Genomic DNA, 19124 nt, shown 5'->3' with positions numbered 1-19124 from the left:
TAGCAGTTGAAGCAAGCCTTAGTGAGTCGCTTCAGCCTGATCTGCTTCCTGCTGCTTACGCTGCATCGCTTCTGCAAAGATCGCATCGAAGTTAACCGGTGCTAACATGAACGGAGGCAAACTGCCTTTAGTTACCATGCTATCGATAGTTTCACGTGCGTACGGGAAAAGAATGTTCGGACAGAATGCACCCAGTGCATGAGCTAGACGCGGACCTTCCAAACCTTGAATCGCGAAGATACCGGCTTGCTTGATCTCAACCAATAGCGCAACTTCATCGTCTTGCTTAGCGGTTAGCGTGATGGTTAAAACCACTTCATAAAGATCATCACCTACTTTCGCGTTACCTGTATTCAAGTCCATGTGAACTTGAGGTTTCCATTGACTTTGGAAAACCTGAGGTGCGCGTGGCGATTCAAAGGAGAAGTCTTTTAGATAAATTCTTTGTAGTGCAAAACCAGCGTTTTGCGGTTGCTCAGCGTTCTGAGCTGCCTGATTTTCTTCAGCCATAACGATACCTATATTTTATTATTTTCCCGTACTGTAATCGCGATGCCTGACATGACCAATAGCTGGAGAATGAGCCTAGATACAGCACGGAGTGCTAAGAGTGACTTAACACTACACAACGATTTTGACAAAAACAACCGTTGAAAAGCGAAGATTGATCCCCACAGGAATTCAGGAAGAAAATATAGATAAGAAGAAGAGGTTTGAAGAGGCAGAAAAGAGATCTATTTAAAGATCTCTAAACTTCCGAAGATAAAGTGCTTCCAATAAAGCACTTCAAATAGAGCGCTTTGAATCAATTAAGCAAGTTGTCTAAGTTCCCGGCACGTTCAAGCGCATAGAGATCATCACAACCACCAACATGATGATCACCAATCCAGATCTGCGGAACTGTACGCTGATTACTTTTAATCATCATTTCACGACGCACTTCCGGCTGACCATCCACAATGATTTCTTCGAAATTAACCGCTTTAGACTTAAGTAGCTGCTTTGCACGAATACAAAACGGACAATAGTTACTGCTATATATAGTTACATCAGCCATTAAATCACCTCAGGTAAAAACTATCGGAGTATGAGAATGAGCTAAAAGTTCAACGTCAGAGTATTAAAACAGCTCAGACGGAAACTTACTCAACCGGTAAATTCAGGCTCGTCCACTCAGCCATACCGCCAGACAAACGAGTCACATCGGTAAAACCATGTTTTCTAAGAACAGAACCTGCGGCGTTAGAGGTTTGGCCCATTTTACAAACCACAATCACAGGTTTTTCTTTGCTCGCTTCCAACTCACCAACACGGGAATCCAATGAAGCGTAAGGGATATTCACAGAGTTGATAATATGACCTTTCTTATAATCGGCCTTTTCACGCACATCTAAAATCACCGCGTCTTCTTTATTCATACGCATGATAACTTGTTGAGCGGACAAGGTTTTACCACCCTTACGCGTTTCAGAAATAATGAATAACACCAACAACACAACCCAAGCACCTACCAACATTGCATTGTTAGTAGCAAACTCAAAAAACTGTTCCATGAATAAAATCTCACCGTCAATATCTTGTGGCGCGTAATAATACAGTGTCACACCCTATTTGAAAATCGAAGGATGTAAAAGGCTACAAAAAGCCGATGACCACTAAACCTACCAAACATGATGACCGGATGACAGCCCCATCAAATTTGCGTAAAATTGTGCCTTTTTTAATCGCTGACAAAAACAGCCAGAGAACGCATGACTAAACAAACTACTGCACTGATTATTCTTGATGGCTTCGGCCACCGTACTGACTCCGATCAAAACGCCATCCTGAATGCCAAAACTCCAGTTTGGGACAGACTCATCCAAGAACAACCAAACACACTGATCAACACATCAGGTATGGCCGTAGGGTTACCGGAAGGTCAGATGGGTAATTCCGAAGTGGGTCACATGAACCTGGGTGCAGGACGCATTGTTTACCAGAACTTCACCTTGATCACCAAAGCCATCGAAGATAAAGCTTTCTTCCAAAACGAAGTTTTATGCGCTGCCGCTGATAAAGCCAAAGCCAGTAATGGTGCACTTCATATCCTAGGCCTTCTCTCTCCGGGCGGCATTCACAGCCATGAAGACCACCTTAAAGCCATGGTTGAACTGGCTGATCAACGTGGTGTTAAAGAAATTTATGTTCACGCATTTCTGGATGGCCGCGATATGCCACCGCGTAGCGCTGAGCCATCAATCAAAGCGATGGATGAAGTCTTGGCCGCAACAGGCAAAGGCCGTGTAGCAACCTTAGTTGGCCGCTACTACGCCATGGATCGTGACAATCGTTGGGATCGCATCGAATCGGCCTACAAAATGCTGACTGAAGGCGTTTCGGATTACACGGCTGCAAATGGTGTGGAAGGCTTAGCCGCAGCGTACGAACGTAGTGAAGACGATGAATTCGTCAAAACGACGGTTTGTGTTTCGGGTGATCAAACACCAGCGACCATTAATGATGGGGACGCGATCGTCTTTATGAATTTCCGTGCTGACCGTGCTCGTGAGATAACCCGTGCGTTCACCGAAGACGACTTTAAAGGATTTGAGCGTAACAAACGTCCTGCTCTATCGGATTTCGTGATGCTGACTGAATTCGCTGCGGACATTAAAGCCAACTGTGCTTATCCACCATCCGAGTTGAAAAACTCTCTAGGTGAATACGTCTCTAATAAAGGTTTAACGCAACTGCGTATTGCTGAAACCGAAAAATACGCCCACGTTACTTTCTTCTTCTCAGGTGGTCAGGAAGCTGAATTCGATGGTGAAACCCGAATTTTGGTTCAATCACCCGATGTTGCTACTTATGACATGCAACCTGAAATGAGCGCGCCAGAAGTAACTGATAAGCTGGTTGCAGCCATTAAGAGCGGTGAATATGACCTGGTGGTTTGTAACTACGCCAATGGCGACATGGTCGGACATACCGGTAAATTCGATGCTGCAGTAAAAGCGGTTGAAGCCCTTGATGAGTGTCTTGGTCGTGTTACCGCTGCAATTAAAGAAGCCGGCGGCCACTGCCTGATCACCGCTGACCACGGCAACTGTGAACAAATGCTGGATTACGACAGCGGACAAGCTCACACCCAACATACAACCGGCCCAGTACCATTGGTATATGTGGGTTCAGGCGTATCAGTACAATTGAAAGATGATGGCGCTCTATGCGATATCGCACCAAGCTTATTGTCATTGATGGGCCAGGAACAGCCGGAAGAAATGACCGGTCATTCGCTGATTAATAAATAAGACGTTCTGCGCCTTATTTCGGAACAGCAACCCGCTTGTAGTTCCAAACTAAGAAGCATCACTCAAAAGCACCATCAAAAAGCGGCTGTCTTGATGACGCCGCTTTTTTATTTTCCTTGCTTCCCCTAGAATCAGCACTCGCCTAATAAGAAAACACCTAAATCAGACATTATTAAATGCGCGCACTGTCTAAGTTTGTTTTTACCACACTTGCCCTTTGCTTCCTGCTGTCGTCAGGGATCTCAACCGCTGAAAATATTTCAGACGTTGAGAAAAATCTGTCTCAGCAAAAATCTGACATTGCCAAACTCAAGAAGAAGCTTAGTAAGTTAAAAGTCGAACAGAACAAACAGAATAAAGCGCTGCAAGCGACCAGCAGAAAAGTAAGCAACGCCCGCAAACAACTGCAAAAAACACAAAAGTCACTTTCATCGACTCAGAACAAGTTATCGCAGCTGCGTGAGCAAAACCGGGAAATCACTCGTGAGCTAAATAAAAGCAAACAAGACATCCAAACACTTCTAATTGCGGTCTACAAAAATCAGGACAACAACCAACTCAAGCTTTTACTGAGTGAAGAGTCACCTCAGAAGCTGTCCCGCTTGCTAAAGTACCACCAATACTTGCAACAAGAGCAACTCGATAAGATTCAAGTTCACTTAAAGACGTTGGAAAAATTCAAACAAAACGAACAAGCGCTGACAGCAGAACTGGTTAATCTTCAAAGTCTTAAAAAAGCCCAGCAACAAGAGCAAGACGATCTTTCTAACGCCAAGAAACTCCAACAACAGCAACTGGCAGAGCTCAAACGTTCAGTTACCACAGAATCCAAACGTCTAGAAAAAAAGCAAAAAGATCAACAACGACTCAACAAGCTGTTGAGCGACATGAAGAAAGCGCTGGAAGATATCAACGCCCTTGGCGGCAGTCGCCCGTTTAAATCGGACAAAGGCAAAATGCCGTGGCCCGTCAAAGGCCGCATTATGCGTTCTTTCGGCAGCGCTCTCGCCGGCGGTAAGCTAAAGTCTAATGGAATCTTGATTGGCGCCCCTTCAGGCCGAGCAGTTAAAGCCATCCACAGTGGACGCATTGTGTTTGCCGACTGGTTCAGCGGATTTGGTTTACTAACCATTATTGACCACGGTGATGGTTACATGAGCTTATATGGGCAAGCCGAGTCTGTGGTTCGGGAACCAGGGGAATGGATTAACCGCGGTGATGTCATAGCTTATGCCGGTAATACCTCGGACACCGACATCGAAGGGATCTATTTTGAGATCCGAAAACAAGGGACGCCAATCAACCCGAAAAGATGGTGTACAGGCCGTCCATAACGGTATAGCATTAATCAGTTATATCGTTTAAGAATAAGTGCTTTACTGATTAAATCTTTCCGCGGAAAGACCGGTAATCAATCAAAAGCAGACAATAAAATATTAAGACCTAAGTAACGGTCAGACATTAATTTTCCGAATTGTAGGTGTATAAATGAACTTGACTGCTAAAAGCAGCTTGGCATTTTTATTTTCAACAGCCTTGTTGATTAACTCAAATTCAGCCAGTGCAGACTCTTCTCAATCAGTCACGCCCGTTCTTAATCCAGAAACAATCAATTCGGAAATAACAGACGCCGATTTGCGACTTTCAGAACTTCCAAGCTCGGAAATCGCCCCCTACATTATGGCGGCCGAAGAAGCGGAAGCTCAGCAAACTACTGCAAGCGAAGCGTCTGAAGACACTCCAGAAGTTGCAGACCAAAGCGACATTCCTGAAGATGCTCGTCTTCCACTCAAAGATCTTCGTCTTTTCGCAGAGATTTTTAACAGCATTCGTACTTCCTATGTTGAAGACGTAGACGATAAAACGTTATTGCAAAATGCCATTCGCGGCATGCTGTCTGGTCTTGATCCGCACTCAGCCTACCTGGATTCAAAAGTCTTCGAAGAACTGCAAATCAACACCTCGGGTGAATTTGGTGGTCTAGGTATCGAAGTACAAATGGACAACGGTTTTGTTCGAGTAGTTACCCCCATCGATGAAACGCCGGCGTCTCGTGCAGGGTTGAAATCGGGCGACCTAATTATGAAACTGGACGACAAACCAGTGAAAGGCATGACGCTTGATGATGCGATTAACATCATGCGCGGCGAACCAGGGTCTGACATCGTTTTAACCGTACTTCGTGAAGGTGAAGAACAGCCACTTGAATTCACTCTGACACGTGATGTCATCAAAGTGACCAGTGTGCGCCACCGTTGGTTAGAAGACGGCTATGCGTATGTGCGCGTTTCCCAATTCCAGGTGCAGACTGGCGAAGACCTAAACAAAGCCATTTCGAAACTTCAGGAAGACGATAAAGAATTAAAGGGCTTAGTGCTTGATCTTCGAAACAACCCTGGTGGCGTGCTTCAAGCCGCCGTTGATGTGGTTGATACCTTCCTAACCAATGGCCTAGTGGTCTATACCGAAGGTCGCATTGGTAGCTCTAAATCACAATTCCATGCGACGCCGAAGGATGTTATCAACGGCGCTCCGATTGTGGTATTGATTAATGGCGGCTCAGCATCTGCTTCCGAGATTGTCGCCGGTGCACTGCAAGATCATCGTCGTGCAATCATCATGGGAACTCAAAGTTTTGGTAAAGGGTCTGTACAAACCGTCATTCCAGTAGACGCAGAAAACGGCATCAAGCTAACCACTGCTCGTTACTACACGCCAAACGGCCGCTCAATTCAGGCGCAAGGCATCGAACCAGACATCACTATTGAGCGCGCTAAAGTGGAAACCATCAAACCACGCGTTCAATACAAAGAGGCTGATCTTGCTGGTCATCTGGAGAACGAAAACGGTGACGGCGAGAAGCACGAAGAGAAAGAGCAGCTGGCTGAACGTGACTATCAATTGTCAGAAGCATTGAATGTACTGAAAGGTTTCAACATCCTTTCTACCAACCAGTAATAACCTCAAAACGTTATTACTATGCTGTATTCTTTTTTTTCAAAAGCCCTGTGTAACACAGGGCTTTTGTGTTTCACCCTACTGATTTTCCCTCTGTCTCTTTCGGCTAATAGCACACCGAAAGTCACCATCATCATTGATGACATTGGCAACAATGAACCCAGAGGTCTGAGAACCGTCAACCTACTTGGCCCGGTAACCTTAGCTATTCTACCGGATCGACCTTATTCCAAAGAACTGGCAAACAAAGCACATAAACTGGGCAAAGAGCTGTTGCTTCATGCGCCAATGGAAAATCTCAGAGACATACCATTAGGCCAAGGCGCTTTAATGAGCACAATGGATGCATCACAATTTCAGCGTCAACTGATTAGAAATATTGACGCCATTCCTCATCTCATGGGCATCAACAATCACATGGGCAGTTTGTTGACCACCAAGCATCTTCAGATGAATTGGACCATGACGATTCTTAAAGAGAAGAAGCTCTTATTTGTCGACAGTAAAACCAACCCCAAAAGCGTCGCCAAAGATGTGGCCGTCATGCACGACGTACCAACGGTCTCCCGTGATATTTTTTTAGATCACGTTCGTACGACCGCCTTTATCAATAAGCAATACGAAAAGTGCTTAAGTATTGCTAAAAAACAGGGTAACTGCCTGATGATTGGGCATCCTTACCCGGAAACCCTGGACTACCTTGAACGCGTCTTACCAGAACTTGAAGGCCGAGGTTTCAAACAACAACCGTTATCAAGCCTGATTGAAAAAGAAACGCTGGCTCGAAGAGAGCACCGTAAAACGAAAAAAAGCCCAACATCACCTGTTGAGCTTTCTATGAAAACAAGTCAGTAATTGAAATAGATTCGTATAAAGGTCGAAGGACCTATAGTCGAACTTCAACTCCCTGCTTCGCCATGTATTCTTTTGCTTCTGGCACTGAGTGCTCACCAAAATGGAAGATACTCGCCGCCAACACAGCATCCGCCTTCCCTTCCACAACACCATCAACCAGATGCTGAAGATTACCTACGCCACCGGACGCAATCACAGGGATCGAAACCGCTTCACTGATCGCACGCGTCACACCTAGATCAAAGCCTTGCTTAACACCGTCCTGATCCATACTGGTTAGCAAGATTTCACCCGCACCGTATTCCGCCATTCGCTTCGCCCACTCAACCGCATCAATGCCGGTTGGCTTACGACCACCATGGGTAAAGATTTCCCACTTACCTTCATCAACCTTTTTACAGTCAATAGCGACCACGATGCACTGAGAGCCAAAACGCTCTGCGGCCTCACGAACAAACTCAGGGCGTTTCACCGCAGCACTGTTAATGCTGACCTTATCCGCCCCTGCATTCAGCATGGTTCGAATATCGGACAGCTCACGAATCCCGCCACCTACAGTCAAAGGAATAAACACCTCACTGGCAATGGCTTCTACTGTATGTACAGTAGTTTCACGGCCTTCATGAGTGGCGGTGATGTCTAGGAAGGTGATCTCATCGGCGCCTTGTTCGTTGTAGCGTTTAGCAACTTCGACCGGATCACCGGCATCACGGATATCCACAAATTGGACGCCTTTCACAACGCGCCCATTATCTACGTCTAAACAAGGAATAATGCGTTTGGCCAATGCCATAATTTGTTCCTCTATATCGATAGCTGTACTATCAAGTCATTCATGGAGTCCCTCAGACATTTAAATTTCACTTTCTCAACAGCACATCCCTGTGCTGATTCGAAAGACGCAATATCCATGTTGCTGTGAAATTACAAATGTCTGAGGCACTCTCTTTAGGCTCGTGCCACCTGATACTTGTTTCATTTAGAAAACAATCGAAACTGGGCACTTACTTAGCAGAGATAAATTGAAGTAACTTCTATGCCTGCCCATCCCACGAAGCAAAGTTCTTCAGCAACTGCAAACCAGCCGTGTGACTTTTCTCAGGGTGGAACTGCACCGCAAACAAATTGCCGTGCGAGATAGCAACATCAAAATCCAACCCGTAATGACAAGTGGCTTTCACTTCATCAACACGATCCGCCTTCACATAAAAACTGTGCACAAAGTAGAAGCGACTGTTGTCTTCAATACCATCCCAAAGCGGATGATCCATTTGTTTTACCTGATTCCAGCCCATGTGCGGCACTTTTAGCTTCTCACCAGCTTCGTCTTTCAGAGCTTCTCCGAAGAAACGAACCTTGCCAGGCAACAAACCAATGCAGTCAACACCGCCATTTTCTTCACTGTGCTCCATCAGAGCCTGCATACCGACACAAATAGCCAACACAGGCTTTTCAGCCACAGCTTTCTTAACCACATCGTCCATACCAAGACGACGAATTTCAGCCATACAATCGCGGATTGCACCAACGCCCGGGAACACGACTCGATCAGCAGCTTCAATTTCTGCCACGTCCGAAGTCACAATAACTTTGCTATCACACACATGCTCAAAGGCACTGGCTACGGAATGCAGATTGCCCATGCCATAATCAATAATTGCAATGGTCGACATGAATTACTCACTCTTCAAAACTAATGTCTGTCTTTTATCTAAACAGGAAGGTGTTATAGACAACCTTTGGTAGAAGGCATCATACCCGCCATACGCTCATCTACTGAAAGCGCCATTCTTAATGCACGACCGAACGCTTTAAACACAGTTTCAGCCTGGTGGTGAGTGTTTTTGCCACGAAGATTATCAATGTGCAAAGTCACTTGAGCGTGATTTACAAAACCGTGGAAAAATTCAGAGAACAGATCAACGTCAAAACCACCCACTGAACCGCGAGTGAAATCGACATGCATTTCCAAACCTGGACGACCAGAAAAATCGATCACGACGCGTGAAAGCGCTTCATCTAGCGGCACATAAGCATGGCCGTAACGAGTGATGCCTTTCTTATCACCAATGGCTTTGGCAAACGCCTGACCTAAGGTAATACCGATGTCTTCAACCGTATGGTGCGCATCAATATGAAGATCACCCTTTGCCACAATATCCATATCAATCAAGCCATGACGAGCAATCTGATCCATCATGTGATCTAGGAAAGGAACTCCGGTATCAAAGCTTGCTTTGCCTGTACCATCAAGATCTACCGAGATCTTAATTTGGGTTTCCAGAGTGTTGCGTTCAACTGTGGCCTGACGTGCCGACATGCTTGTGCCTCCAAAGGGGATTCCCGCAGGAATCAAAATAAACAATCGCTATTATTCAAATGGGCGATTATTATAACGGCTTTCTAGCAGGACTGCATTTATAACTGCCGCGCCTGATTTAGCGCTTTTTCTGGCAGTCATTTCTTGGGGAAATCCACTGTATTTCTCCTTCTATTAGCAGATCGGCTAAGCTTAAAAGAAACACTTAAGAGAGCGTTTACGTGCCTGTTATTTTAAGAAAAGTTACCTCGCCAGAGGGTCAAGATCATATCGACCTCACCAAAACCCTTGGTGAACTTCAAGAACTCATACTCAACGACCAAGTAGTTGAGAATTCAGACGAGAAAACTCAAACGCTGCTTCAACAGCATAACCAACCAGATAATCAGTGGATTGCTTGTGCCTTCTTCAATGACCGTATCATTGGCGCGATGACAGTAGAAGAATCAACAGGTCAAATGAAGTTGAACAACTTTACCGTTCGCCAAGTGACTCGTGATCGAGGCGTTGGTCACCGTTTGCTGGACCTAACCATTGCAGAAGCAAAAGGCAAAGTGGTTTTGCTGGAACTTACTCGCGACCAAAACGTCCGAATGAAAGATTGGCTAAATCAGTACAATGCAGAGTTCGTTTCAAACACCTCTGCCACCAGCCTGTATAAAATTATTCCGAGTGAGCATGAAGTATAACGACAGGATTCAGAACTATCGCTTTGGCCGCATCACGATTTTTCTCGTGGTTGCAGCCTGTCTGTATGTATTAAGTGAAAAACCCGAGTTATTGAAACTGAGCGAATACAGCACTGAATATCGAGATCAGCTAGCTCAAAAGATGGATCGTTTGTCATTGCAGTATTTCATTGATACCAATGTGGACGGCGAGTGTACTCTGGTCATCATGCAGAACGGTGAACCACAAGCACTCACCGAATACGATGAAACCAGTGATCTAGCTTGTAAGCGAATACTCCCTTACATCAAACCACCACAGTCGCAACCGGCCTCCAGCAAGGCATCTTTTTCAGACCAAGAGCTACTCGACATTCCACAAACCGACGATATTCAGTAAGCCAATTCGGCTCAGGAGCAACACCTACGGAAGGGTAATATGCCACCAAGCTCTCATAACATAACCTCTTCTGATTTGTTTACTGATTACTTGGTAATTGGCGCCGGGGTCATTGGTTTATCCATTGCCAAGCATCTGTCAGATGCGGGAAAAGAATGCTTGGTGATCGAGAAGCAAGGTCTCTTCGGTGAAGAAACCAGCAGCCGCAATAGCGAAGTCATCCACGCTGGTATTTATTACCCTCAAGGCTCATTCAAAGCTCGGCTTTGCGTGACAGGCAAGCATCAGCTCTACAACTATTGTCAGCAAAGAGCAATTGAGCACAAACCTCTCGGCAAGTTGATTGTCGCCACCTGTTCAGAGGAAGAAGAGCAATTGTCTCTAATTGAATCAAAGGCTCAAGCCAATGGTGTCCTCGATTTAGAGCGATTATCTCAAGCGCAGGTTAATGCCCTGGAACCTAATGTCAAAAGCACCTCCGCGCTGCTATCCCCTTCCACCGGAATCATCGATGCCCATCAATACATGCTGTCATTGGTCGGTGATATTGAGGACGCATCCAACGCCATTGTTTATAAAGCTGAAGTCACAGGGATCGAACCGACAGCAAATGGCTGGACAGTCTCCATCAACAATCAGGGAGAACAGTTAACGGTTCAATGTCGTTGGTTAATCAATGCCGCAGGCTTGCATGCAAATGCCCTTGCAGAACTCTACATGACAGATGTTCCGCCGATCCATTATTGTCGCGGCTTGTATTTCAGCTATTCGGGCACGCCTGTTTTTCAGCATTTGATCTATCCGGTTCCAGAAAAGAACACCGTCGGCCTAGGCATTCACGCGACACTCGATATGGCCGGTCAGGTCAAGTTTGGCCCGGACACCCAATACCTGGACAGCATTGATTATCAGATGCCCGTAGATAAGGCGTTGGCAGAGATTAAAGCCAAGTGGGCTCAAGCTATCAAACGCTACTTCCCTACTCTTGACGAACAAAAGCTTCAACCCAGTTACGCGGGCATCCGTCCAAAGCTCAGCGGCCCAAATGAAGCCGCCCAAGACTTCAGAATCGAAGGTCCAAATGAACATGGCTTATCCAATTTAATTCATTTGCTAGGCATAGAATCACCAGGTTTAACGTCATCTTTGGCGATTGGTGAGTACGTCTTACAGCTAATTGATCAATACGAGTCCTGACTGTAAATGAATAACTTCCGTAACCTATTGTCTTTTCATAACATACTATCGTTCCATAAAAAGTTACTGACTCACTTTGTACAGGATAACTGTCTGCAAGTTGCAGCAGCGCTCACCTTTACCACGCTGTTCGCGGTAGTGCCGGTCAGTTTTGTACTCTTCACGGTACTTAAATCCATTCCCGCCTTAGCTGAGGCCAATGGTCAGATTCAAGCCTTTATCTTCGACCACTTCGTTCCAACCTCTGGCACCGAAGTAATGACTTACCTCCAACAGTTTGCCAGCCAATCAACCCAACTTACTTTTATTGGCTTAGCCATTCTGATCATCACTGCGGTGTTGTTATTACGCACCATCGAACAAAGCATCAACCAGATTTGGGGCATCGCCCAAGGCCGCAAAGGCATGGTCAGTTTTCTGATGTACTGGGCGATTATTAGTCTTGGCCCGATCCTGTTAGCCAGCGGTTTATTGATCTCCTCCTGGCTGGCCTCGTCCGAGTTCTTATCACAGACCCTAGCCTGGATCAACGTAGGAAACTCGTTGTACAGCCTTATGCCTTGGTTGCTCAACGTCATGGCATTCAGCCTGATCTACATCGTAGTACCGAACTGTTATGTGCCTTGGCGGGCAGGCGTTTCAGGCGCACTCGTTGCTGCGACCTTGTTTGAAATAGCGAAATATGGCTTCACTTGGTTTGTTACCAACTTATCGTCTTACCATTTGATTTACGGAGCCTTTGCTGCCATCCCCTTATTCCTGTTATGGATTCACATCTCCTGGCTGATCACATTGTTAGGTGTTGAATGGGTTAAAGGGCTGGTGACTTGGCAAGCCACACAACATGCTGCGAAAGAATCCATCTTCCACCAGAGTTTACGAATTCTCGAGTTTCTATGGCGCAATCATGCCGATGGTCAAACCACCACGGCAGAAAGCTTAGGCCATTACCTCACCGAAATAGGCTGTGATCACTGGAGTGACATTCGACGCTTCTTACTGCAAGAGAACTTGATTGCAGTAAATGCTCGTGGGGATTTTTTGATTGGCCGAGACTTCCACCAAGTAAAGATTTCAGACTTGATGAGAAATGCACCGTGGAATCTTTCTGAGTGGGCCCAACACTTTAAACATCATTCCAACGAGCCTTGGCAGCATGATCTGCTAACACACTGGCAACAGCTCGAAGAAAGCATTGATGCCCAATTCCCACAGAACCTACAACAAGTGCTGACGCTGTTGTCGTCGAAAATAAAGAGTAACCTCTCGGACGACGCATAAAAACTGTTTTATGAAGAAGAGTTGAGCCATTTAGGGATACGATAAACAAGTCAAATTAAGTCTATGCGTAAATTTAGAAACCTCCCAAGACCAAAGCAAACAGAAATAAATCGAATATTCCCGGATTTACAAGAAGCAATTGAAAGGCATGAAGGTTATACATATATAGGCATAACAGTATTTGACCATTGGCTCAGTCGTGATGAGGCTAATCAATTATTAGAAAATGTTCCTGAGGATGAGCAAAAGCGCAGGAATCAATTACTGTATAACTTCAGTAAGAAACTCCTATCAGAGGCAGAAGTCTTGAACTTTAAGTTCATTGGAAAGTGGACGAAAGCAAAACCACTCTTTAGAAAATTTACGTCGCAAGAAGCAGCATTAGAGTATTTGAATCCAGCAGCAGGAAATAACCATAAAAGATTCTTTGAAGTTGTCCTACCAGAATTAAAAATTATTTTTATGGAAGGCTGGGATGATACAAACATCATGTATCTGAAAGATGCATCTGTAAAACCACTCATACAACAATGGGCTAAAGAAGCTGGGGTTTATTGCTTAGATATGAAGAGATAACAAATTAATCCTTTCTCATCCATTGGAATAATATGTCTGCTTTGACATAAAAGTGGCCCTTTCTTTCCCACTATCAAATTGACCATTAAGTAAACCAAACCACCAAAGTCAAACGCAAAAAGCCGATCTCTGAGGATCGGCTTTCACTCTCAAAAGTAATCAAATCAGCTTATTTGATGCCCATGCAGTTTGCATAGTAAGTGGTCGTCGCTGGCCAGTCAGAGAACACCCCAATCACGCCTACGTCTTGTGCGAGTACGTGCAGCACTTCCATCATGTCGCCTTCGTTATCAATGACATCCTGGCCACCCAGGTCGCCATTTACAGATTGGTAGTACCAACCACCGTTATCTTTCAATAGACCTGAACGCTCAAGCGTCCAAGTGATCAATTCCAACCCAGCGGTTTTTGCATTGATCGCATACTGAGAGGGTACGATGTCGCCGTTGCCACTGACATCCAACAGCATCCACATTGGCGGAGCCAGCACTTTCACGCCGTCAGCTACCCATGATTCCATTTCAGCCAAGCTCACGTTCACATCGTACATACCGTCTAGGAATACCGCCTGCTCACCAAATTCTGGCGCGTTATTTACCCAGTAAACCACGTCGTCATAGTTGAAAGACTGAGGCCAAACGCGGTTTGGTTTGATGCCAGCTTCCACATACTCATTAATCATCTGCTGAGCGTAATCTTCCTGTGTGAACTCACCTTCATACGGCATTTCAACTTCAGGAGATTTCAGCTCAGGCGTGAAATCTGCCCCCAGAGAGTTGATCAACTGAATGCTTTCTTTGTGAGTCATCAAGGTGCCACGAGCGCTGTATAAATCAGTACGCCAGTCCGCAGTGGCATTCATGTACTCAGCGATGCTGGTTGCACTTTTGTTTGCAGCGTCCATCTTACCTTTCAGCGTTTTGAATTCCGCCAGGGTAATGTCAGAAGTACAGCATTTGATATCAGCCGCATTAACCAAGTTACCTTCGCTGTCGAATTCAGGTGGTACTGAACAGCTTTGTGCCAGAGACGTTTCAAGGATATTAGTCGTGGTATGAAGGTCACATTGCGCATGACGACAAACCAACTCGCGATCTTTGGTGAAGGTCACGTCACATTCAACAATACCGGCACCCATTTTTGCAGCGGCTTCATAAGACTCCTTGGTATGCTCAGGGAACTGCATAGGTGCACCACGGTGACCAATAGAGAATTTAGTACGACGGTTTGTTTTTCTTTCACAGCTTTGAAGCTTCTCTTTTAGTTCACTCGCATCCATATCTGACACAAGATAAAAAGGACGCGGTCCAAGTTCTGCTTTGGCATTACGGTTACGCAGGTAGTCAAAACGGCTTTTCATTTGTTCCAGGCGCTGTTCCATGTCTTGGCTTTTTGGCGCCGCTTGAACGGGAAGGCTAATGGCAATCAGTGACATCAGCACACTGATCATAAGTGCTAGTAATCGCATGGTATCTCCAACTTCGTAATTATTGTGAGGAATGAAATTCCCTTGGTTGTTGTTGAGTTAGATCTGAAGTTTCTGGATATAACTTAAGAAACATTATCATTTAGTTGAGCTAACGTTGGAGATGCTAGGAACTAAATATTACGGTTTTATGCGATTTTCTTTATGGGTGTTAGTCGTTTAGATGTCGTTTTTGAACGCCTCTTCAAAAAACGTAGCTCGAACGTCCTGTGATTAGTCTCATCTACCTCACACCGCTCGCTTTGAGTAGAAATTTCTGCACGCACAAAAAAGGCGCCTTGAGACGCCTTTAGATTGCAAGCTCACACCTTTGTATTAGGGAACCTCTGAACAAGTCCGCTCTAGCTCAGCAGTGCTTAAGAGAATCAGCCTAAGCCTTAGATGCCAGAACCGTTCCAGTGGCAACCATAATACTGCCGCCTACGCGATTGAAACGTTTTTCAGCCGCCGGATCTTGAAACGCTTCCCTCGCCTTAGATGCCATATAAGCATAAGCCAACATCACACACCCAAGTACCAAGGAAATAACCGTCGCAACCAAGAACACATCCATCGCACCGAGGTCAGTAAGATTCACAAAGGTTGGTAGCATCCCTAAATAAAAGATAATCACTTTCGGGTTACTTAAGGTGATGACCAAACCAGAAAAATAGTTTGCGAACCAAGAGTTTTCTTCAACCCCTTCAACATCGACTGCCGTTGGTTGACTGCGCCATAGCTTGATACCCAGCCAAACCAAGTAAGCAGCACCAACGTATTTAACAATGGTAAAGAAGCTACCCATGGTTTCCGCCATAACGGCCAAACCAAATACCGCCATTAATAGGAACACTAAGTCACCGGTCACAATTCCAAGTACCACGACGGAAGCATGTCCGAAACCTGAAGACAAAGCACGAGCAACCGTTGCAAACACACCAGGGCCAGGCATAGCTGCCAGTAATAACATGGTTCCAGCTAATGCCAATAGGGATAATAACGTCATAGATCTAAACTCCAGATCAATCAAGCCGATGCTTATTCAGAAGAACCAGCCAACAAAAATTGATCAAGAATTGTACTATATCTTCCAGAATCCTTCAGCTTTTTCATACCATTAGAAAAAACCGCTTCAAGCTCTTGGCTACGAGGGCTTTGGCGACTGAAAAAAATAAACATATCTGCTTCACGCAGAGGCTTGTCATGATGAGTAATGAGATCCCACTGTGATTTAGGAAACATACTCCGAATCATCTGATAACCAACGACTACACTGCCTGGCGCAGCGTCTAAGCGACCCGCCATTAACTTACGATAGTTCTGATTCTCATTGGCTACTGTTTCAAGCTGAATACCATGTCGCTTCAATTGTGAAATATGGCTGTAGCCAATAACACCACCAATGGAATACTTTTTAAGGTCTTCAAATGTCGTCCAGTTAAACGGACGATCTTTACGATAAAAGAATACTTCTTTATCTCGAATCACACTTTCACGGGAAATAATAAAGAATTGGGTGTCACCTCGGTCGGAGTTAATAAACCACGGAAAGGTACCGTCACTCTGCCCTAATTTCACACGCTCATAACTGCGCTTCCAAGGGTAATAGTTGAGCTCGACTTGGTAACCTTCCAGTTTAAAGGCTTCTTTAACCAGAACTTCAGCAATCTTACCGTTTTGATCGTTTTCAGAAGTAAAAGGCGCCCACTCACCGATATCCAGTTTCACGGTTTCAGCAAAACTAGACTGACTTCCCCCAATGAGCAACAGAAGCCCTAAAACGCCGAAAAGAGTCCTAATTCGTTTCATCGTCTATAGCAATTCCTATTTAGGTTCTCTCACTATAGACGCTGTAGAGACTTTTGAGTTCGCAGAGCTCATAAACGAATATCTCAAACCATCCTTAGGTTTTGAAACGACTCACTAAATCCGTTAACTCTTGCGACAGCTGACTCAAGGTCTGAGAGTTGGTATGTGATTGTACCGATGCTTCATTGGCTTTTTGCGCTTCATTATGAACATCGGTAATGTTCATATTAATGTCTTCTGCAACAGAGTGTTGCTCTTCCGCCGCCGCGGCAATCTGAGTTGCCATATCACCAATATTACTTACCGAGCGCTGAATCGACTCAAACACAGCTTTGGTTTTTTCAGTGGTTTCTACTGTTTGCTTAGAATGATCTAAGCTGCTGGACAACTTTTCAGAAACCACATTGGTGCGCTTATTCAATGAGGAGATTAAGTTATCAATTTCCTCAGTAGATTCCGCCGTTTTCTGAGCAAGCGTACGAACTTCATCCGCAACCACCGCGAAGCCTCGCCCTTGCTCTCCGGCACGTGCCGCTTCGATAGCCGCGTTAAGCGCTAACAGATTTGTTTGCTCGGCAATGCCACGAATGGTATCCAAAATGGAGGTAATATTATTCGCCTCTTCGGCCAGTTCCGACATCGCATTATTGGAATCCACGATAATGTCTTCCAAGATGTTCACCGACTCTGAAGTTTCCTGAATAAACTGACGTCCCTGACTGGCTTGTTGTTGGCTCTCATCCGCAGACGAAGCCGTTTCACTGCAGTTCTGTGCCACTTCGTTAGAGGTTGCGACCATCTCATGGAAGGCCGTAGATACTTGCTCAATAGAACGCGACTGTTGATCAGAAATCGAGCGTACTTGCTCAGAGACTCGACGCGCGCCTTCCGCTTCTTCACCCACTTGACTGGCATTGGATTTAATCTCTGTGATGAGTTTGTGCACCACTTCTACAAAGCTGTTGAATGCATCGGCCATCACGCCCGATTCATCATTGGATTTCACTCTTAATCGTCGAGTTAAATCACCTTCACCACTGGCAATTTCCTGCAAGCCTTGAGTAATGACTTGCATCGGTTTGGTGATCACACTCGATAACCACAAACCAATCAGCGCGAAAACTACGATCAAACTGACACTGACGACTCCAATCACAGAAGCCAGTTTATTTGCTGACTGAAATACTTCTGACTCTGGAATCAAGCCTATGAATTTCCAACCTAAATCTGGCGACTTATAGATGCTCGCGAACCAAGACTTACCGTCTAGCTCGACTTCGACCATGCCTTCTGAAGAGGCTAACACCTGATACACGTCACCTAACTCGGTCAACTTTTTGAAGTTATGTTCCAAGTTCGATGGATCTGCTAACACAACCCCCGTATCTTCGATAAGCATCAAATACCCTTGCTCACCAAACTTAACCTTTTGGACCATGCTGGTTAGTTTTCCAAGGGTGACATCCACCCCGACAACGCCTTTCAACCCCTCTTTTGCATTAAATACTTTCAAATAATCTAACAGCGGAGTTCCAGTGGTAACGTCTGCATAAGCAGGTGCTCTTACCGCTTCATTAGGATTCCCGATCGAAGAGGTATACCAAGGGCGCTTTCGAGGGTCGTAATATTCAACGTTCTTACCTTTTGGCCACTGAATATAGCCACCATTACTCATTCCCAAATAAACAAAGGCTAGATCCGGTCGCGACTCGCCAAATTCCTTTAACAACTGGAAGGCTTTGGCTTCAACCTCGCTGTTTTGATCCGGCGTCATAGGTGCCGATGACTTGTCCATATACGTCATCACTGAACTGTCCAGGTTCTGAATAATCTCAGTTGACGCTAAATACACCGCATCTTCCGCCAAACCATTGAGATATAGGCTAAAAGCATTATCGATCTGACGAATTTCGTTAACGCTTTGCTTTTCAAAAGAAGTAACAGCGCTGTCTCTCACCGTCATCAAAGAAATCACTGTTACTAACAACACTGGTATGATCACACCAGCTAAGAGAGTCACCACAAACTTAATTCGAATGCTCACTTACGTCCATCCCCTCAGATGTTCCTTCTGAGCTCATTCACTCAGACTATTTTTTATACACCTAAAACTTCAATAAAAGCATTCCCGCAATACTTTTAACCACTGAATTCTCGGCGCTATTCTCGACACTTGTCTAACTATAGTAGCGGCCAAGAAAAGCTCCACTTTATGAACTTTTGTTTAAATTTCGACCAGACTTTTTGGTAGCTATAAAAACCCTTTGTGATAATCAAGACAACAAACAAGTATTGCTATTGG

19 protein-coding genes are annotated in these 19124 nt (G+C 45.1%); 9 read left to right on the top strand and 10 right to left on the bottom strand.

Annotation, left to right across the window (positions count from 1 at the left end):
• Positions 1–18: 18 nt before the first annotated feature.
• From secB to ACFOEK_RS14965, 3 genes are all read right to left on the bottom strand, one after another.
• Entirely contained in the window at positions 19–510 is a 492-nt protein-coding gene (gene secB / locus ACFOEK_RS14975; protein ID WP_386722265.1) for a protein-export chaperone SecB, read from the bottom strand.
• A gap of 295 nt (positions 511–805) precedes the next feature.
• A complete protein-coding gene (gene grxC / locus ACFOEK_RS14970; protein WP_386722264.1) occupies positions 806–1057 on the bottom strand; it encodes a glutaredoxin 3 in 252 nt (83 codons plus the stop codon).
• Between the two features lie 85 nt (positions 1058–1142).
• Positions 1143–1553, bottom strand: coding sequence for a rhodanese-like domain-containing protein (locus ACFOEK_RS14965; protein ID WP_386722263.1), 411 nt, complete (start codon positions 1551–1553; stop codon positions 1143–1145).
• A gap of 198 nt (positions 1554–1751) precedes the next feature.
• Between ACFOEK_RS14965 and gpmI the strand changes: the two genes are divergently transcribed.
• The 4 genes from gpmI to ACFOEK_RS14945 all read left to right on the top strand — a co-directional run bounded on the left by gpmI (position 1752) and on the right by ACFOEK_RS14945 (position 7106).
• Complete coding sequence (gene gpmI, locus ACFOEK_RS14960; protein ID WP_386722262.1) at positions 1752–3293, top strand: 2,3-bisphosphoglycerate-independent phosphoglycerate mutase; 1542 nt, start codon at positions 1752–1754, stop codon at positions 3291–3293.
• 176 nt (positions 3294–3469) lie between these two features.
• The gene (locus tag ACFOEK_RS14955) at positions 3470–4627 is read left to right on the top strand and encodes a murein hydrolase activator EnvC family protein (protein WP_386722261.1); all 1158 of its coding nucleotides are present in this window, start codon (positions 3470–3472) and stop codon (positions 4625–4627) included.
• A 154-nt stretch (positions 4628–4781) separates the two neighbouring features.
• Positions 4782–6251 carry a S41 family peptidase gene (locus ACFOEK_RS14950; protein WP_386722260.1) on the top strand — a complete coding sequence of 490 codons (1470 nt, stop codon included), beginning with the start codon at positions 4782–4784 and terminating at the stop codon, positions 6249–6251.
• Between the two features lie 21 nt (positions 6252–6272).
• A complete protein-coding gene (locus tag ACFOEK_RS14945; protein WP_386722259.1) occupies positions 6273–7106 on the top strand; it encodes a divergent polysaccharide deacetylase family protein in 834 nt (277 codons plus the stop codon).
• Positions 7107–7137: 31 nt separating this feature from the next.
• Here the strand turns inward: ACFOEK_RS14945 and hisF are convergent, their stop codons facing one another.
• From hisF to hisB, 3 genes are all read right to left on the bottom strand, one after another.
• Positions 7138–7899, bottom strand: a complete 762-nt coding sequence (gene hisF, locus ACFOEK_RS14940) for an imidazole glycerol phosphate synthase subunit HisF (RefSeq protein WP_386722258.1) — start codon at positions 7897–7899, stop codon at positions 7138–7140.
• Positions 7900–8140: 241 nt separating this feature from the next.
• A complete protein-coding gene (gene hisH, locus ACFOEK_RS14935) occupies positions 8141–8779 on the bottom strand; it encodes an imidazole glycerol phosphate synthase subunit HisH (protein ID WP_386722257.1) in 639 nt (212 codons plus the stop codon).
• 53 nt (positions 8780–8832) lie between these two features.
• On the bottom strand, positions 8833–9426 hold the full coding sequence (gene hisB, locus ACFOEK_RS14930) for an imidazoleglycerol-phosphate dehydratase HisB (protein WP_386722256.1): 594 nt from the start codon (positions 9424–9426) through the stop codon (positions 8833–8835).
• 221 nt (positions 9427–9647) lie between these two features.
• Between hisB and ACFOEK_RS14925 the strand changes: the two genes are divergently transcribed.
• The 5 genes from ACFOEK_RS14925 (at position 9648) to ACFOEK_RS14905 (ending at position 13548) form a co-directional block, all read left to right on the top strand.
• Complete coding sequence (locus tag ACFOEK_RS14925) at positions 9648–10115, top strand: acetyl-CoA sensor PanZ family protein (RefSeq protein ID WP_386722255.1); 468 nt, start codon at positions 9648–9650, stop codon at positions 10113–10115.
• Complete coding sequence (locus ACFOEK_RS14920; protein WP_386722254.1) at positions 10105–10494, top strand: hypothetical protein; 390 nt, start codon at positions 10105–10107, stop codon at positions 10492–10494. Before ACFOEK_RS14925 ends, ACFOEK_RS14920 begins: the two co-directional genes overlap by 11 nt.
• A gap of 39 nt (positions 10495–10533) precedes the next feature.
• Complete coding sequence (locus tag ACFOEK_RS14915) at positions 10534–11691, top strand: NAD(P)/FAD-dependent oxidoreductase (protein ID WP_386722253.1); 1158 nt, start codon at positions 10534–10536, stop codon at positions 11689–11691.
• A gap of 6 nt (positions 11692–11697) precedes the next feature.
• Complete coding sequence (locus tag ACFOEK_RS14910) at positions 11698–12972, top strand: YihY family inner membrane protein (protein WP_386722252.1); 1275 nt, start codon at positions 11698–11700, stop codon at positions 12970–12972.
• Positions 12973–13035: 63 nt separating this feature from the next.
• Positions 13036–13548, top strand: a complete 513-nt coding sequence (locus tag ACFOEK_RS14905) for a hypothetical protein (RefSeq protein WP_386722251.1) — start codon at positions 13036–13038, stop codon at positions 13546–13548.
• A 169-nt stretch (positions 13549–13717) separates the two neighbouring features.
• Here ACFOEK_RS14905 and ACFOEK_RS14900 read toward each other — a convergent pair whose 3' ends face one another.
• From ACFOEK_RS14900 to ACFOEK_RS14885, 4 genes are all read right to left on the bottom strand, one after another.
• Positions 13718–15016, bottom strand: a complete 1299-nt coding sequence (locus tag ACFOEK_RS14900) for a glycerophosphodiester phosphodiesterase family protein (protein ID WP_386722250.1) — start codon at positions 15014–15016, stop codon at positions 13718–13720.
• Between the two features lie 388 nt (positions 15017–15404).
• Positions 15405–16019, bottom strand: a complete 615-nt coding sequence (locus ACFOEK_RS14895) for a LysE family translocator (RefSeq protein WP_386722249.1) — start codon at positions 16017–16019, stop codon at positions 15405–15407.
• 32 nt (positions 16020–16051) lie between these two features.
• Positions 16052–16822: a substrate-binding periplasmic protein gene (locus ACFOEK_RS14890; protein ID WP_386722248.1), complete on the bottom strand. Its 771-nt coding sequence runs from the start codon at positions 16820–16822 to the stop codon at positions 16052–16054.
• A gap of 94 nt (positions 16823–16916) precedes the next feature.
• Positions 16917–18866, bottom strand: coding sequence for a methyl-accepting chemotaxis protein (locus ACFOEK_RS14885; RefSeq protein ID WP_386722247.1), 1950 nt, complete (start codon positions 18864–18866; stop codon positions 16917–16919).
• Positions 18867–19124 lie beyond the last annotated feature (258 nt).

This window comes from Litoribrevibacter euphylliae (genome assembly GCF_042646085.1).
In the GTDB taxonomy this organism is placed as follows: Bacteria; Pseudomonadota; Gammaproteobacteria; order Pseudomonadales; family Litoribrevibacteraceae; genus Litoribrevibacter; species Litoribrevibacter euphylliae.
This window is presented reverse-complemented; position numbering and strand designations above follow the sequence as displayed.

Coding starts and splice junctions, on each gene's coding strand:
- secB (WP_386722265.1), bottom strand. CDS start 510: ATGGCTGAAGAAAATCAGGCAGCTCAGAACGCTGAGCAACCGCAAAAC.
- grxC (WP_386722264.1), bottom strand. CDS start 1,057: ATGGCTGATGTAACTATATATAGCAGTAACTATTGTCCGTTTTGTATT.
- ACFOEK_RS14965 (WP_386722263.1), bottom strand. CDS start 1,553: ATGGAACAGTTTTTTGAGTTTGCTACTAACAATGCAATGTTGGTAGGT.
- gpmI (WP_386722262.1), top strand. CDS start 1,752: ATGACTAAACAAACTACTGCACTGATTATTCTTGATGGCTTCGGCCAC.
- ACFOEK_RS14955 (WP_386722261.1), top strand. CDS start 3,470: ATGCGCGCACTGTCTAAGTTTGTTTTTACCACACTTGCCCTTTGCTTC.
- ACFOEK_RS14950 (WP_386722260.1), top strand. CDS start 4,782: ATGAACTTGACTGCTAAAAGCAGCTTGGCATTTTTATTTTCAACAGCC.
- ACFOEK_RS14945 (WP_386722259.1), top strand. CDS start 6,273: ATGCTGTATTCTTTTTTTTCAAAAGCCCTGTGTAACACAGGGCTTTTG.
- hisF (WP_386722258.1), bottom strand. CDS start 7,899: ATGGCATTGGCCAAACGCATTATTCCTTGTTTAGACGTAGATAATGGG.
- hisH (WP_386722257.1), bottom strand. CDS start 8,779: ATGTCGACCATTGCAATTATTGATTATGGCATGGGCAATCTGCATTCC.
- hisB (WP_386722256.1), bottom strand. CDS start 9,426: ATGTCGGCACGTCAGGCCACAGTTGAACGCAACACTCTGGAAACCCAA.
- ACFOEK_RS14920 (WP_386722254.1), top strand. CDS start 10,105: ATGAAGTATAACGACAGGATTCAGAACTATCGCTTTGGCCGCATCACG.
- ACFOEK_RS14915 (WP_386722253.1), top strand. CDS start 10,534: ATGCCACCAAGCTCTCATAACATAACCTCTTCTGATTTGTTTACTGAT.
- ACFOEK_RS14910 (WP_386722252.1), top strand. CDS start 11,698: ATGAATAACTTCCGTAACCTATTGTCTTTTCATAACATACTATCGTTC.
- ACFOEK_RS14905 (WP_386722251.1), top strand. CDS start 13,036: ATGCGTAAATTTAGAAACCTCCCAAGACCAAAGCAAACAGAAATAAAT.
- ACFOEK_RS14900 (WP_386722250.1), bottom strand. CDS start 15,016: ATGCGATTACTAGCACTTATGATCAGTGTGCTGATGTCACTGATTGCC.
- ACFOEK_RS14895 (WP_386722249.1), bottom strand. CDS start 16,019: ATGACGTTATTATCCCTATTGGCATTAGCTGGAACCATGTTATTACTG.
- ACFOEK_RS14890 (WP_386722248.1), bottom strand. CDS start 16,822: ATGAAACGAATTAGGACTCTTTTCGGCGTTTTAGGGCTTCTGTTGCTC.